The 14,431-nt window shown below is 43.5% G+C and carries 11 protein-coding genes and 1 tRNA gene; 3 read left to right on the top strand and 9 right to left on the bottom strand.

Annotation, left to right across the window (positions count from 1 at the left end; all coding sequences use genetic code 11):
* Positions 1 to 61: 61 nt before the first annotated feature.
* Complete coding sequence (locus tag B147_RS27090) at positions 62 to 1,147, top strand: metallophosphoesterase (protein WP_157237725.1); 1,086 nt, start codon at positions 62 to 64, stop codon at positions 1,145 to 1,147.
* Between the two features lie 28 nt (positions 1,148 to 1,175).
* On the opposite strand, the gene B147_RS0101475 is transcribed toward B147_RS27090, so the two are convergent.
* The 3 genes from B147_RS0101475 to B147_RS0101465 form a co-directional block, all read right to left on the bottom strand.
* Positions 1,176 to 2,075 carry a cation diffusion facilitator family transporter gene (locus tag B147_RS0101475; protein ID WP_020585486.1) on the bottom strand — a complete coding sequence of 300 codons (900 nt, stop codon included), beginning with the start codon at positions 2,073 to 2,075 and terminating at the stop codon, positions 1,176 to 1,178.
* Between the two features lie 65 nt (positions 2,076 to 2,140).
* Complete coding sequence (locus B147_RS0101470; protein ID WP_020585485.1) at positions 2,141 to 2,947, bottom strand: DUF3108 domain-containing protein; 807 nt, start codon at positions 2,945 to 2,947, stop codon at positions 2,141 to 2,143.
* Between the two features lie 5 nt (positions 2,948 to 2,952).
* Positions 2,953 to 5,169 carry a DNA translocase FtsK gene (locus tag B147_RS0101465; protein ID WP_020585484.1) on the bottom strand — a complete coding sequence of 739 codons (2,217 nt, stop codon included), beginning with the start codon at positions 5,167 to 5,169 and terminating at the stop codon, positions 2,953 to 2,955.
* 236 nt (positions 5,170 to 5,405) lie between these two features.
* Between B147_RS0101465 and B147_RS0101460 the strand changes: the two genes are divergently transcribed.
* The gene (locus B147_RS0101460; protein WP_020585483.1) at positions 5,406 to 5,690 is read left to right on the top strand and encodes a hypothetical protein; all 285 of its coding nucleotides are present in this window, start codon (positions 5,406 to 5,408) and stop codon (positions 5,688 to 5,690) included.
* Positions 5,691 to 5,726: 36 nt separating this feature from the next.
* Here the strand turns inward: B147_RS0101460 and B147_RS0101455 are convergent, their stop codons facing one another.
* From B147_RS0101455 to B147_RS0101430, 5 genes are all read right to left on the bottom strand, one after another.
* Complete coding sequence (locus B147_RS0101455; RefSeq protein WP_020585482.1) at positions 5,727 to 7,067, bottom strand: N-acetylmuramoyl-L-alanine amidase; 1,341 nt, start codon at positions 7,065 to 7,067, stop codon at positions 5,727 to 5,729.
* A gap of 175 nt (positions 7,068 to 7,242) precedes the next feature.
* A complete protein-coding gene (locus B147_RS0101450; RefSeq protein WP_020585481.1) occupies positions 7,243 to 9,225 on the bottom strand; it encodes a CHASE2 domain-containing protein in 1,983 nt (660 codons plus the stop codon).
* A 22-nt stretch (positions 9,226 to 9,247) separates the two neighbouring features.
* The gene (locus B147_RS0101445) at positions 9,248 to 9,838 is read right to left on the bottom strand and encodes an OmpA family protein (protein ID WP_020585480.1); all 591 of its coding nucleotides are present in this window, start codon (positions 9,836 to 9,838) and stop codon (positions 9,248 to 9,250) included.
* Between the two features lie 14 nt (positions 9,839 to 9,852).
* Positions 9,853 to 10,293 (bottom strand): FecR family protein, encoded by a 441-nt coding sequence (locus B147_RS0101440; protein WP_020585479.1) that lies wholly within the window; start codon positions 10,291 to 10,293, stop codon positions 9,853 to 9,855.
* 379 nt (positions 10,294 to 10,672) lie between these two features.
* On the bottom strand, positions 10,673 to 11,050 hold the full coding sequence (locus tag B147_RS0101430) for a pyridoxamine 5'-phosphate oxidase family protein (RefSeq protein WP_020585477.1): 378 nt from the start codon (positions 11,048 to 11,050) through the stop codon (positions 10,673 to 10,675).
* A 206-nt stretch (positions 11,051 to 11,256) separates the two neighbouring features.
* Between B147_RS0101430 and B147_RS0101425 the strand changes: the two genes are divergently transcribed.
* Positions 11,257 to 11,343 (top strand) — tRNA-Leu (locus B147_RS0101425).
* A 533-nt stretch (positions 11,344 to 11,876) separates the two neighbouring features.
* Here the strand turns inward: B147_RS0101425 and B147_RS0101415 are convergent.
* Entirely contained in the window at positions 11,877 to 14,282 is a 2,406-nt protein-coding gene (locus B147_RS0101415; RefSeq protein WP_157237724.1) for a hypothetical protein, read from the bottom strand.
* Between the last annotated feature and the right edge of the window lie 149 nt (positions 14,283 to 14,431).

Here is a 14,431-nt window from a genome sequence, read left to right as displayed (position 1 = left end):
CGGATTTCGAATCATCAAGCCCCTACCCATAAATACCAAATGGAAGACCGGGATGTGGGTAATGCTGATTTTCTGCTTTGCTGCGTTTATCTTAGCGATGATAACCCGGCACGGGCAACCCAACCATTGGCTCAACCCATCTCTTTCCTGGTTTGCATTTACCTGCTTTGGTTTTATGACCATTATATTCCCGGGCATTGTGTTCAAAGACACCTGCATCGGGGTCTATTATCTTGTCCGCAAGCTATTGTTCCCAAAAAGAAACCAAAACAAAGCTCCCAGGAGGTCAAGGGAAATAAACCCGTCCCGGAGAAATTTTTTGACCAATTCCGCAAATGCGGCGCTGATGGGTACGGCGCTTGTTTTAACCGGATGCGGCATCAACCGGGTAACCAGGGAACCGGACGTGGTAAAGTTAGATGTGCCCGTCAAAGGCCTGCCGGATCCGTTCAGGGGTTTTACCATTCTTCAGATCTCAGATCTGCACATCAGCATGACCCTGAAACAAGAATATGTCCAAAAAGTCGTGGACCAAGCGGTCCGGGAACCGGTCGATATGATTGTCTTTACCGGAGACCTGGCCGACGGTCGTGAAAAAGATATGGGCAAAGATGCAAGCCCTCTGTCAGTTTTGAATGCCCCATTTGGAAAATACTTTGTAACAGGGAACCATGACTATTATTCGGGCGTCCTTTCATGGCTGAACAGAATTGAACGTTTGGGCTTTACACCCCTGATCAATGAACACCGTATCATTGAAAAGAACAGCGCCAAAATTGTGCTGGCCGGAATAACCGATTACCGGGCGGGCAGGATATTGCCCAGCCATGCGTCTGATCCTGGAAAGGCCCTTAAAGGCGCACCTTTATCCATGCCGAGAATCATGCTTGCCCACCAGCCCAAAAGCATCTTTAAAACAGATCCGTTGGGTGTGGATCTGATGATCTGCGGCCATACCCATGGCGGCCAGTATGTGCCCTGGAACTTTCTGGTGTCCATAGACCAGCCCTATGTACACGGACTCCACCGGCACAATGCCACCCAGGTATATGTGAGCCGGGGAACCGGCTACTGGGGCCCGCCCCTACGGGTGGGTGCGCCACCGGAGATCACCGTACTCCGGCTGGTCAACGGATCGCCGGGGTAAAGTGTGGGCAACGCCGGGGTAAATTGTGTCAATGCAAATCTGAAGGGTCAATATGCACCCGGACATCACTGACTTTATCCATCTGCACCCGGATCATCTCCCGGACCGACTCCCCGATGTCATGGGCCATTGCCACAGTAATCTTTGGGTCCACCACAATGTCCAGATCCACAAGAAAGGCAGCGCCGCTTCGGCGTATCCGTATGCCATGCACGTTTTTCACCCCGTTGACGGCGAGCGCAAGCGCCGTCACTTCTTGGATTTTTGTCTCACCCACGGATTCATCCATGATTTGTCCCACCGCGTCCATGGCAATGTCATAACTCATCTTGAATATAAACAGGGCCACCACAATACCGGCCACAGGATCAAGAACAGGATATTTTAACCTGGCACCAAGAATACCGATCAGCGCGGCAATGGAAGAAAAGGCGTCGGACCTGTTATCCATGGCATTGGCAATGGTTGAGGGGCTGTTGGTTTTCACCCCGGCCCTGTATGTGAACTGGTACATCAGTTCGTTGACGAGAACTGACAAAATCGCCGCATATAAGGCCCAAGTTCCCGGGGCATGAAGAGATCCATGCCGGATTGTTGTGATGGCGGTTCTAATAATTTCGACACCGGCGGCGACCAGCATGCCCACCACCACCAGGGTGGAGATCACCTCCGCCCTGCCGTGTCCGTAAGGATGTTCTTTGTCCGCGGGTTTCTGGGCGATTTTCAGGCTGATATAAACAAACACGGATGCAAAAATGTCCGAGGCGGAATGCACGGCATCGGCAATCATGGCACTGGAGTTTGACACAATGCCTGCCCAGCCCTTCATAACCGCTAATCCCAGGTTTCCCACAAACCCAACAACCGCCCAGTACCGGGCAGTCTGAAAATCTTTATCATTTGATGTCTGTTCTCGATTTTGCTGCATTGAATTATCTACTCCTGAAAAAATCCAGGTTCTTAACGTATGGCGTGTTATCACATCGCCATCTGCTATTTGCGTATAGAAACAAGCTCGCCCACTATTGAACCGACAATCACTTTTGACTGGATACGAACCGGAAGACGCCTGTCATCCGTGGTAATCCATAAACGCAACGTGGGCTTGTCGCTTTTTTCAAACACCCCGCCAAAATAGACAAGCTCAGGCTCAATCACATAGGTATCATAAGTGGTGTTAAAACATGTTATGGTCTCTTGCCCCAAAACCTTTGCCCGGCCCATGAAACATTTTTTCCCGTCAGTGATGGGAAATCTGATCTCTTTTTTATTGTCTAAGTCCATACAACGCAGTTTATAAAATGCTGCAAGCGGATCAAATGTGCCTGGGGGAATCGGTATCGGCTTTTTGGCGGCATTAAAATTTGAATATCCGGCGGTACGTTTTTCCCAGTTAAACTGCACCTGGATATCCCGTTGTTCACTCCCTGTCTCTTTTCTTGCGTAACGCATTGAACGGTCAAGGGCAAGGTCCGTATAAGAATCAAATTTATCACGCATTTGATAGAAGACATCTACCAATGGAGAGGTTTGTACCTTCAATGAAAAATGCCAGCAAGGTAATTTATCGACCTTTGTCACGGGAAGGACATCAAAGGTCGCAATGCCGGCTTCAACCTCTTCCCAGCGAATTTGATATACAAGCTGTTCTCCTTGAAAAAAAGGTAATCTATTTCTTGATTCTTTTTTATTTGCCGCCTGTACCGATGAACCGTATATGAGTGATAAAAACAGCAGTATTAAAAAAAAGGACCGGACAACAACAAGGGGAAGCAACGCCGGGAGCCGATGTAGTGTCATCTTTATCAGTCGATACTTCCTATCACCTGGCGGGGCCTGACACCGTCGGAAGGGGCAACAATCCCCTGCTTTTCCATAAGATCAATGATCCTGGCTGCCCGGTTGTAACCGATCCTTAATGCCCGTTGCACCCCGGATATGGAGGCCTGGCGTGTGGACATAACAAAATCCAGGGCCTGCTGGTACTTTTCATCATACTCATCATCGTCAAACGCTACTGCTTGCAGGGATTCTTCTTTCTCTGTGGTCACATCCGAAATGTATTCGGGCTTTCCCTGGGCCTTGACAAATTCTGTGATGGCGCCTAATTCCCGCTCGGACAGATAGGTGCCGTGGACGCGCTTGAGCCGGGCTGTGCCCGGGGGGACAAACAGCATATCTCCCCGGCCCAGGAGGGTTTCGGCGCCATTGGCATCAATGATGGTCCTGGAGTCGGTCTTGGAAGAGACCTGAAAGGAAATCCGGGTGGGGAAATTGGCCTTGATAATACCTGTGAGCACATCCACGGAAGGCCGCTGGGTGGCCAGAATCATGTGGATGCCGGCAGCCCTGGCCATCTGGGCAATGCGGGTCAAAGAAAATTCAATATCCTTGCTGGCGGTCATCATCAGATCTGCCAACTCGTCGATAATCACGACAATATAGGGGAAAGGTTGAAAATCATCGTCCATATGCGACAGGTCCGTGGTGCGGATTTTTTTGTTGTACTGCTCAATATTTCGCACACTCAGCTGGGCCAGTTTCTCGTACCGCTGCTCCATTTCCCTGACCACCCATTGAAGGGCAATATTAGCCTTTTTCATGTCTGTGATCACAGGCGTAATCAGGTGCGGAATGTCGTTGAATAATGAAAGTTCAATGCGCTTGGGGTCGATCATAATGAACTTGACCTGGTCAGGGGTAGATTTATACAGAATGCTGCAGATCATGGCGTTAAGCGCCACGCTTTTGCCGGTTCCTGTGGCGCCGGCAATGAGCAGGTGGGGCATCCTTTCAAGTCCCACCACCACAGGTTTTCCGATGATATCCTTGCCCAGGCAGATGGGCGCAGGGGATTTGATTTCAGCAAAGGCGGAAGCACCCACGACATCCCTGAACGGCACAATGCACATGGCGGGATTAGGGATCTCAATGCCAATGACATCCTTGCCCGGAATGGGGGCCACAATGCGGATGCTCAAGGCACTTAAGGCCAGGGCCAGGTCATCGGCCAGGTTCACAATCTTGCTGATCTTGATCCCCGGGGCGGGTTTATATTCAAAGGTGGTGATTACAGGACCCGGCAGCACTTCCATGACTTCGCCCTTGATGCCGAAATACCCCAGTTTCTGCTCCAGCAGTTCAGCATCCCGCCTGATGGCCTCATGGTCCACCACGGTCTCCTGACCACCCTTTTCAAGAAAATCCAGGGACGGCAGGTGGTTCGTTCCATCATCATTGTTCTCAACATTTACCCGGGATAAGGATTTGTCTGCGGGCTCGGTTGAATCCGACCGGACGGCATCTGTAATTTTCACCCTGTTTTCCGGTGTCTCTGAAGATTTTGGCTCAACCGTTCTGGCTTTTTTCAAAGTATCAAGGACCTGTGTCACCAAAGGCCCGGGGGCTGCTTTTACCTGCGCTGTGTTTTCATCGGATTTCTCGTGGTCGCCTTCCTCCAAGGGAAGATCGCTTGGTTCAGCTGGTTCAGCAGCGGACAAAGAAAGTGTGCTGGATTCAAATTCAAGGGTCAAGCCGGGGCCATCATCATCTTGACAGACGGGCGGCTTTTTTTCATGGGATTCTAAGGGTGGTGATTCCGGAGACTGGGGCCTGTCGACAGGTTTAACGGGACGTATTTTGAGATTTTCATGGGCCTTAAGCAGTTCATCATATCTGTTTTGAAGTTTGACATACCTGTCTGCCAGGTTCAGATTGGCCAGCAGCAGCTTGACGTATGGATTGGGCTTTTTTTGTCGGCCAAGTGCATTGCCCGCTTTTTCCATTTCACCGGTCATGGTCTTTGCAATACGTTCGGCATCAGCCTGCCCGGTCTCCCCACTTATCTGAAATTTATATTCTCCGCATTCGGTTTTCAAATACAAAAGATTTTTATCTAAGCTGTAATTATGATTTTCCACGCTAAATAATACTTTCCTGGAATAATACGTATGAACACCGGCCGACACGGCCATAACCGGTCGGCCCACATCAAATTCTTTAAAAATACAACTTGTTGCCATGAATCCATCATTAAAACAGACATAGCACAAACGCACAGGTTATAACATAACCTATGCCGGGATTCCAGGCAGTTGAAATATTTTGCGTTTTAGTGTTGACTCAACGGCTTGCCGTAGCAAAATTTGAGTTTTCCCCATATCAATCGGTCTTAGGATATGATATCTATTCCAAATGGAGTACATAATATGTACCCCAAAATCAGATTGATGAAATAAGGATTTAACGGCCCGCTATCATGAAAAACAATAGATTTCAAATTCAACCCCTTGATAATAACGACAGAAAACCAAACCTGTCGCCGTTTGGCCGTCTGTTCCGAATTTTTGCCTCATGGTTCGGGTTTACCGGCCTCTATGCAGCGTTTTCGGTCTGTCCTTTCTGTGGGCAACAGGGGTGCCCGGTGGGTATGGCATCTGCCGGTACTGTGGGGGCATTTTTGGCCTTATGCATCCAGGACTGGACGCGGCTTTTCGCATATATCAAAAATCGTTTCATGGCATTACGTACCCCCCAAGATTAAAGGGATAGAAGAAAAGGTGTTTTCAATTTTTTGCCATTAGCCGGCAATCGGCAGGTAAATGCCTGTCCCTTTCGGCAAATTACTGAAATCCGGAACCCTGTTACCCGGCACCGGACCCCGGCCCGGAATATGGTAAATGGTTCCGGGATCTTTGAACTTTGCACCGGCTATCCCATAGGCCGTTTTATATTTTGTAAGGTTAAAGGGCCCCTTATACCCCACCACCAGCCGGGTGCCTGACGGCAAATCATCCCAGTCCGAAATCACACGCCCGCTTAAAATTCGTCCAGAGGGAAGAAAATAAATAGTGGAGGCAGCATGGAACGCCCCGCCCGCATGGGACCAGGCCGTCATTTGCCCGGAAATGGTTTTTATAATGCTCTTAGCCTGCTCCCGGACTTGTTCTGTCTCCTGATTGAGCAACACCTTTGTGCCCGCAGGCAAACGGTTCCACCCCCAATTGGAAGCGACCCTGTCACCGGCCAAAGTTTTTCCGCCGGGCAGAACGTATACCGTGTCGGGAGCATCATAATCTTCACCGGCGATGGCCCAGGCAGAATTCTGCTTTGAAATGACATCAGGCGCCAAGTCTTGGGGTGCCTGTTTCCCGGTATAAACAACAGCACCGGGATCAGGATAAAAAACCTGGGCCAGCATGGAATCCGGTGTTAGGAGTCCCGCCCTGACATCAGGATCAAACGGCCAGCCTAGCCCGAGCCCAGCCCGCATTCTGTCAAAATTTTTCGCACAGCGTTTACGCCCTCTGTGATTTTTAGAAAACCATCTATTGGGTTTGCCGTATGCAATCTGACTGTGGGTCAGAATGTCTTTGTCCTGGAGGCCATATACCCGTTTAAGGATAGACAACAGCATTCCTGCAGACGTGTACTGACTGGTGGTCAGGGGGGCATAGTGGTAGCCGACAAATTCAATGCCCACCGAAATATCGCTGATATCAGACACCCCGTTCCACATGGACAGGCCGGCATGGTCGGCCCTGTATTTTTTATCTAGAATCCGGTAAACCGTTCCGTTCCTGGCAACAACATAGTTGGCATGTCCTCCGGGTGTGCTACGGCCGTTTTTAAATCGTTTTCCTTTGGAAACCACCCTTAAAGTACTTTTCAGTCCCAGCTCGGAAGTATGCACAATGATCAGCCGGGTTTTGGGACGCACCCTTTTTTTAAATCGCGGGTTGATCCGGGAACGATAATCTATAATACGATTCTGGAAACGGACAAGTTCCGAACAGGAATAGGTCTGTGCAGCCTGGCCCTGGGCCGTTGCCAACAGAATGACAGCCAGTATCGGAGCAAAAAACCGCACCAGGGCAGAACCCTTTAAAAAAGAAAAATTTTCACAAGGTTCAATATTCATGGGCTGGAATTATATCAACACAGTTCAGATTTTGCAAAGGGCCTGCCTTTCAGGTTGAAATTGTTTAAGATGCCATCGACTTTTTATAAAAAAGCCTCAATTAGTTGTTAAATTACTTTCTTGTTTGGTTGTGGGCTGAGCCTGGTTGCTGATAGACCAGGTCAACCCATGGCCGTTATTTTAAATCTTTATACTTGGCTGAGATTAATTTAATCGTATTTTCTACAGCAAAAAATCCATCTACAAATTGGGGATCAAATATGGTTTCTCTCCCCGCAAGGATGATGCTCATTGCCTCTTCATGGGAGAAGGCCGGCTTATAGCATCTTTCACTAATCAGCGCATCATAAACATCACAAATGGCCATGATTCTGCCACAAAGAGGAATTGTTTCGCCACAAAGACCATCCGGGTACCCCTTACCATCCCACCTTTCATGATGCGAACCGGCAATCTGGGCTCCCATTTTCAAAAAATAATTATCCCGGTCATTCCTTCCGGATCTTTGAAGCGTATCTCTTCCAATATGGGAATGGGTTTTCATAATTTCAAATTCTTCATCGGTCAATTTACCGGGCTTTAACAAAATTCTGTCCGGGATACCGACTTTGCCGATATCATGAAGCGGAGAAGCATGGTAAAGCGTCTTAATATAATCATTCGTCAAAATATCAGGGAATAATCCGGACTCTTTTAAATGAACGGCCAGAGCTTTTGCATAATTTTGGGTGCGCACAATATGCTGCCCGGTTTCCGGATCTCGCGTTTCAACAAGGCTGACAATGTTTTTTATGGTAATTTGCTGGGCTTGGGACAGCTTTTTAAACCAGGTAAAAGATGCTTTCCTGGCAGTTATATAACGCACAAAAGAGATGAATCCAAATGTAAAAACCGTTAAAATCAAGGGCAGTACAGGAGAAACAAACACGGACATTTTAATAAAACAAAGCAAACTTGATATCAGCAAAATGCTGCACCAGACAAAGGTTCCTGTCAAAAGGACCATGGGAGAGAATGAAAAAAAAAGCAGAAGCATCATGAGAATGCCGGAGAACAGACAGACCCCGGAAATAAAAACGTTGGACCAGATGGGTTTAATCACCTGATGATTCTCAAAAATACTGCTTAATATAGCTGCATGGGTCTCTACCCCCGGGTAGCTTGGGTCAAAAACAGTATGATGGATATCATTTAATCCCATTGCTGAAGACCCGATAAAAAGAATTTTACCCTGAATGTCAGCCGGGGAATATTTTTGATTTAGAACATCATAGGCACTGATAAACTTATGGGCCCGGCCCGGACCGGTGAATCTTATGTTTATATATCCATCCTGTGTTATTGGAATCTTGTATTTATCTGCCTTTATATAAAGACCGAAAAAATTTTCCAATACTTCCAATTTTTTGATATTGTGGGCTTTTAAAAAAGTCGAAAGAGATAAATTCGTAAACGTTTGATCTTTCAATGCGATCAAGAGAGGCGTAGATCTTAACAAACCATCCATATCTGATTGATTATTTAGGAATCCGGTATATTTGAGTGCCTTTTCAATTTCAGGCGTATTGGTCAGAATCCCTTCAGCCTGATTCACATTTAAACGCCCTGATTGATCAACAACATCGAAAGGGACACGCAAAGGGGGCGATTTTTTGTTAAAATGATCAAAATAAAAATACCTGGCGCCCACAATGTCAGTCTGCCTGAAAATATGCGCCAGGTATAAATCGTTATCCTGCAATGCAGGCGGGACCCCTGTAAATCCAAGATCAAGAGCGAAATCTTTTTGAAATTGCAGCTGAATGTTTTTCAGTGAGTTCCGATCCGGTTCAGAAAACAGTATATCAAGCCCCATAGCGACAGGATGATTGCCGGACAATTCTTTGACAAGCTTAGCCAGCAGATATCTTGGCCACGGCCACTGTCCGACTGCTGATAAGCTGGTTTCATCAATATCGATAATGGTGACCCGGCTTGATACGTTTCCCGTTGCGGTGGTTTGAAACAAAAAATCATAAAAAAAATTATCGGCTTTTTTAAATACGGTGCTTTGGGTATATGCACCTATACACAAAACCAGTGTTATGAAAAAAACACCCGTAAATTGCCACCATCTTGACGTACTGTTCCGAAAAGCGTTTTCAAAATCCGCTTTCAAAGAAAACTCCGTGTCTATGCGTCTACTTGACCATTATCTCAACTCTTCTATTTTTTTCTTCTGATACATTGTCACCTGTAATCAATAGCGGATCATTTTCACCGTGGGAGGTAACAGATATATTTTTCAAATTGATATTTGCATCTTTCAGAATTTTTTCGACGACCTTGGCCCGGTCCAGGGCCAGCTGATAGTTGTAATCCGAGTTGCCTTTGGAATCAGAGTGGCCAATGATGCTTACCTCAGATGGTTCCCGTTCTTTGGCTAATTTAAGTACATCATCAATTAATGCAGCAGACTCAGGTTGCAAACGATCCGAGCCAAATTCAAAATAAAGAAGGATAGAGACCGGCTTTAAGGGTTCCGCCTGAAAAAGCGTTTTGTATTCATCCTCGACTTTAGCCTTTTCAACTGTTTTTGTATCAATTCTTGATTCTGCTTTGCCGACCGTTGCGCAACTATACGGTTTTTCCAGTGTTATGGAGGACGTTTCGTTTGCTACCAAGACAACACCTGCTTTATCATCCTGCTCCGGCAAAAGGATTACAGTCGTTTTCGCGCCGCAGGAAAAAAGAAAAAAAGTTCCCGCAATAAAAAGAATGTAGCGAATCATTTCATGTTCCTTTCTTAATCTACCTGAATAATAAAATGCGTTCCCCGAGTACCGACAATTGCATTTGGTGTCTCTAAAGAAAATTTATCCGGCGCAAGTTTTCCAATTCTGCCTGAATTATATATCGCCTTTCCCTTTTTAAGATAAAGTTCAAAGGCATATGTATTTGCTTCAGGTTCAAATATATAGTCTTTAATATTACATTCCGTATTCCGGCCTACGGCAATAGTCGTACCGTCCGTAAATATAATGCCGGCTGAACCGTCCGCTTTTGTAATTAATACATCTGATTTAAAAATCGGGTCCCCTTCAGCCGTCGCAACGATCGTTTCGCCCCGTTTAATTAAGACATCGCCGGAAACTTTTTTAAAAAATGCAACTTTCCCTTCTTGAGCGAATGCAGTTGCACAACACCCAACCATAAAAATTAGAACAATCTTTATAAGATTTTTCATGAATTCTCCGCGCAAATTTTAGGTCAAAAGTGATTTGTTATATATATTTACAGTTGTTATTTTTAAAATGCAATTTTTAAATGGCGATTTAATGAAATTAATTTCATATTTTTTCAAAAAACTGTCGTAACTATTTTTTCACTGTTTAAAAAAAGAACTTAGACTTGCGATATTTTTTTTATATGAAAGTATCAATAAGCTGTTAAATTACTTTCATGTTTTGTTGTATGTTGAGCCTGGGTGCTGATAGACCACATGGCTGTTATTAATAGCGTAAAAGGCAAAAACAGGGCCGAACAAATGCGATTTCAGCGCACAGACGCTGAAACGATGTTCTGTTTTGTTGACGGTGTCCGGCTGCCCGGACACCATTAACTTACTATAATAATTTTTCAGCGCCTTTATACACCTCTTCGACCTTTAGTGCGGCGGCACCGTGGCCCGGGTGTTTTTCAGGATTCCACTTTTTCATATCGTCAAACACAGGTCCCTGGGTATGATACTCAAGGGTTCCTTTGACCTGATAGGATGTGTTATCCGGAGTAATGAATAAAAGACTGGCCTTGGATCCGGTTTTGATATTTTCCATGGTTTTGGAAAAATAGTTATTGGCCACAACTAGGGTCTGCTCATCATATTTGCTCACACAGGTCGCATAAATGGCATTGGGGGCCCCCTCCTTGTTCACAGTGGATAATATAACAGGGCCTTTGCGGCTGTCCCAGGCTTTACTGGTTTCTTCAGGTAATTCCGGCATATTTTACCTCCTTTAGGTTAAATGTTTTTTGCCTATCCCGGCAAACGGTGCACATAAACTGAATGCACAACGGCGTATACTTCAGCATATACCGTGCCTGCTCATCCCAATCACCCTTTTTTCGACATCGGAAAAACATATTAAATATATGAAAATGATTTTTGGATTGACAAGCAAGCTCAATTCCATTAGAAAAAGGGCTCTAAGCCGGAGTGGTGGAATTGGTAGACGCAGAGGACTCAAAATCCTCCGGCCGCAAGGCCTTGCGAGTTCAAGTCTCGCCTCCGGTACCAAAGAATTGACAAGGCTTTCAGCGTTTCAGTTGAAAGCCTTTGTTATTTCCAAACAGCCTCTTGGTCAACAATATGGTCAACAATTTCTGGAGACGCTACTTGATCAACAAGCGGGATCTGAAGCTTGAATTATCAGTAGTCATGAAAAAATTAATCAAATTAGTTTGCTATTTTCAAAAATAATTAGCAAAAAAATCCGGCTTCATAAATAATTTATCTCTTGACGAGACGGTAATTTTCAAGATGGCTTGACTCCAGTCTCAGTGAAGCAATTACAATAATTGACAGTATCGTCCTCCCAATAATTTTTCCTTCCGCTTTGGAAAGCCCGTCATTCGAACCAGAGTTTTTTTTTAAAAGGAAAAGTTATGATGGTTATCAAAGCTCATCTCCCATTGAACCAAGTGTCAACTCCAATATGGTTCGTAACAAATAATTCGTATTTTAACATTGAACATCTGTGGTTTGTTCAACAAGCAAACGTCGTTGATTTTTTTTGATCACACGGGTTAAATTAGACTTAATTTTGGCCGTTAATTATCTGTAGTTTGTAGTTCCCATAATTCTATTTTAGAACCATAAATTTCCGCAACCTGAAAAAGCTTATCAATTTCACGGCGCATTCTCTGGGCGCTAACCGATAAAACAATGTTTGTTTCCATATGTTCAACGACTTTGACACAAAAGCTCAATAACAGATGTAGAAAATTTTTTTTGTTCAAATCTGTCGGAAATGAGTCGACTATTCTAAAAAGAATTTTCTCTTTAATGTCAAAAATAATGGTATTGTCTGATAATATTTTAATGAAAAATTCAAAGACAACTCGAAAAGCTATCTGAAACTGCACTCCGTAATCTTCTGATAAGGTTAAAGGAAAATTAAATTGAAGAATATTGTCAACGCTGATAACATTTACTCGATTATCTCCCAAAACAGCTTTTTCAAGTTCATTGGAATTTAGGGACAAAAACCGGCATCGATATGAAGATAAATAGCCAAAGAATTTCAAATACTCGTCATAACTAAGCTTATTCTTTTCAGCAAGAACTCTTACTAAAGCCAAAGAGCTGAAATATTCTGGAAGTATTTTTTTTGTTTGTAGCCCTACCATTTTTAAATAAAGAGGATCTTCTGTTAATACAGGAGTACCATGTCTTATTGCGAATGAGCAAGCGTCGCATAATTCAGCCGGGATCTTCATTTCGGGAAAGCAATCTATTCTATTTACCTCAGAGATCACGCAAACATTGTCTGGATTTGATTCAAGCATCTTAATACCATTGAGAAAATTAGATCTAATCAAATCGCTCTTGTCTTTTTCGAGCAATGAAATAGAAATTTCACCCCCAATGTACCCCATACTCCCCATTTTGTTTTCTGTATATCTAAATTTCTCCGAAATATCAGCTATCGCATTTATTACAGATTGAGGGATTTTTAATCCTGGTATATGAACAATTATTTTGGGAAGTAAACCTATTTCGCACAAAAACAAAGCGGAAGTTGCATCAATATAAAATGAAGCTTCCTCGTCAATAATTTTTACCGCAACTTTTTTCTGATTTTCAAAATCCTCTGCGGAACCATTGCTAAAATTAATAAATCCTTTCTGTTCTCTCTGAATTTTCCCAATAGCATTTGCAAGTCCCCCTTCGCTCGCAGCTAACATGGCAAGTGGTATATTATTATCTTGACAATACAGCTTGAAAAAGGGCTCTGAGTTGGAATGTAAATCACCTAAAAATTTTAGCAAATATTGTGGATCAATAGTCTCATCTTGTTGGGGAATTTTTATCATCTGAACACCATCAAGGTCACCATCTCGAGACAATTTATTAAAATTATCAATTACTTTCCACAAGACATATATTTCTATAGGAAAGATATATTCAATAACTTTAGCCCGTTTTTCATCTCCAAAGCTATATCGATCTTCAAGGGCAATTTGTTCTCCAACTTTCTTACCTAAAAAAAGTTGGTATTTAGTATTAACACTGTTGACGAGTACTGCATCCAGCTCATCACGTTCGCCAATAAAATACCAGTTATCCTTATCTTTTAATTTAACATATGAATTTGCGGTAATCGCTGGCAACGATTCAAGTTTCAACTCTATTTGGCCACAAATTTTAATGCATAATAAGAAATACAACTTTGCATACTCTATGGACGAAAGAACTTTCTTAATTTTTATCCCATCAATAAAAGATTCAAGGGCTTTTTCGGCTTGATTAACGTAAAGGTAAGCTTCAGTTTCAACACCGACTTTAAAATTAAATGAGGGGCTGTTTAATTGATATTCTTGGAGTATTTTTATAGCTTTTTCGAATGCAGTATGATCAACTTTACCTCTTTCGAAACAAGCAAAAATTGTATTACTAAGAACATATTCATTATTTTGCCGCAGTTTCCCTTCGATAAAATACTCCTTAAGCAAACCCACCCCTATATCAATTAGCTCTCGATACTTTTTTAAATTTAACAAAGCATTAAATAGTTCAAGCTTAAGGTTTATTATTTGTTTTGGATCGGATTCTATTTCAAGAAGTTTCTCTATAATTATAATTTGAAAATCCCACGCTTGTTTTTTTTTTACGATTTGAAAAATTGGCTGACATTCAAAATAGCCTAATGTGGATAAATCCAGAGTGGTTAAAATTTCATATGCTTCATCAAAATCTTTCTCATCAAAATTCAGAAGGAGCAATAATTTGTCCTTTTGGACGTTTATATCATCTGGCAAATTATCAATTATTCTTTTTCTTAATTTAGGAAAAGATTTTAACGTACTGGCCATGATCAGTAGTGTCCGGTTAGTTTTTTGCATGTAAAAAACAGCTAAATTTATTGAAAAAACAGTCATTTTTTTGTTGACAAATGTGCGTAAAAATTTTTGCGCGCCTTGAAAAATTTTACTCAAGGAGCCAAAATGACGCACATTTCAGTCCTCAAAAAGCGAATACAGTCCCTGAATTTTGACAAGTTCCAGCGCCCTCTGGTAAGGTCGCTTTCACAAGCACCTGAACTACAATCTCGAGGAGATCGACCTTTAAAGATGACATTCGAAGACCAAATCAATGCCCTGAT

Source organism: Desulfobacter curvatus DSM 3379 (assembly GCF_000373985.1).
Lineage (GTDB): Bacteria > Desulfobacterota > Desulfobacteria > Desulfobacterales > Desulfobacteraceae > Desulfobacter > Desulfobacter curvatus.
Note: the sequence above shows the minus strand (reverse complement) of the source record. Positions and strands in the feature narration are given on the sequence as shown.